Here is a 1,206-nt window from a genome sequence, read left to right as displayed (position 1 = left end):
AAAGCAGAGCTTACACAAAGAATTCAAAAACAGTTAAAAGACTTTGCTAAACACAACCCAGAAATTAAGCCAAAAAACAATCCTGAAAATAAAAACGATTGGCCTAGTTATTAGGTTGATCGTTTTTGAGTTTATTTGGTTTATGGGCGTTAACATAGTCAGCAAATGTTTTTAAAAGTTCTTCGGTTTGTTCGACCGAGAGGTTATTAGCTTGAAAGTACTTTTCTAATAAAGCCCCTTTTTGAATTAATCGGCGAGAACGGGCTTTACGGGCTTGTCGATTTTCATAATACTTAGATTGGCGTAACTTAAAATCTTCCCGCTCAATTTTTTGTTTTAAACGCGCTTGCTGCTCGACTAGTTTTTCATATTGATTAGACATGGAATTTTCCTATCTCGTATGGCTAATGATCTACGGACTTTACCTTTAAAAATTCAGAAAATTGCTTGGCTAAAAGCTTAATCTGATCGTTAGACAAATTAGCATAATCTAAATTGGCTTGACTGATGATTTGTTTACCTAGCCGTTGTTCAATCTTATTTTTTTCGTCCTTAATTTTTCGATTAAGGGCTTTTAATTTAGCTTCTTGTTTTTCTAAGTTACTTTTAGACATAACGATTCCTCCAATCATATTAGAAATAATCACCGAAACTATATCATATAGGAAACGTTAAGTCAAAGTATAAAATTTGAAATAGCGAAGCGGAAGGCATACACTAAATTAAAGTTAAGAGAATCAGAAGACCGAGTGAAACGAGGTCAATGCGCACTTACACATAGAATAAATTCTATGTTGTGCTAATCCCCAAAATCCTGTATTATAAGTCGCCGATGGCGACAACAAAGTCAAGCCCATAGAATCAAAGTAAAGAGGTGACTAACATGGCAATATTTCATATTAGTTTTAGTAATATTAGTGCTGGAAAAGGACGAAGTGCGATTGCCAGTGCGGCTTATCGAAGTGGTGAAAAATTATTTGATGATAAAGAAGGTCGCCGATATTTCTATGCCCGATCGGTAATTCCAGAAAGCTTTATTTTAACCCCCAAAAATTCACCAGAATGGGCCAGTGATCGAGAAAAATTATGGAATGAAGTTGAAAAGAACGATCGTAAATCAAACTCACGCTATGCAAAAGAATTTAACGTAGCTTTACCGGTAGAATTAAGTGAATCCGAACAGAAAGAATTACTGACAAAATATGT

The 1,206-nt window shown here is 34.7% G+C and carries 3 protein-coding genes; 1 reads left to right on the top strand and 2 read right to left on the bottom strand.

What is annotated here, in order from left to right; genetic code table 11:
- Positions 1–103: 103 nt before the first annotated feature.
- Both IV64_RS11230 and IV64_RS11225 read right to left on the bottom strand, forming a co-directional pair.
- Positions 104–382 (bottom strand): hypothetical protein, encoded by a 279-nt coding sequence (locus tag IV64_RS11230; RefSeq protein ID WP_057707345.1) that lies wholly within the window; start codon positions 380–382, stop codon positions 104–106.
- Between the two features lie 22 nt (positions 383–404).
- Positions 405–632: a hypothetical protein gene (locus IV64_RS11225; RefSeq protein ID WP_083491657.1), complete on the bottom strand. Its 228-nt coding sequence runs from the start codon at positions 630–632 to the stop codon at positions 405–407.
- Between the two features lie 251 nt (positions 633–883).
- Between IV64_RS11225 and IV64_RS11220 the strand changes: the two genes are divergently transcribed.
- A partial coding sequence (locus tag IV64_RS11220; protein ID WP_083491656.1) for a MobA/MobL family protein occupies positions 884–1,206 on the top strand: 323 nt, incomplete at its 3' end.

This window comes from Lactiplantibacillus xiangfangensis, assembly GCF_001438845.1.
GTDB lineage: Bacteria > Bacillota > Bacilli > Lactobacillales > Lactobacillaceae > Lactiplantibacillus > Lactiplantibacillus xiangfangensis.
Note: the sequence above shows the minus strand (reverse complement) of the source record. Positions and strands in the feature narration are given on the sequence as shown.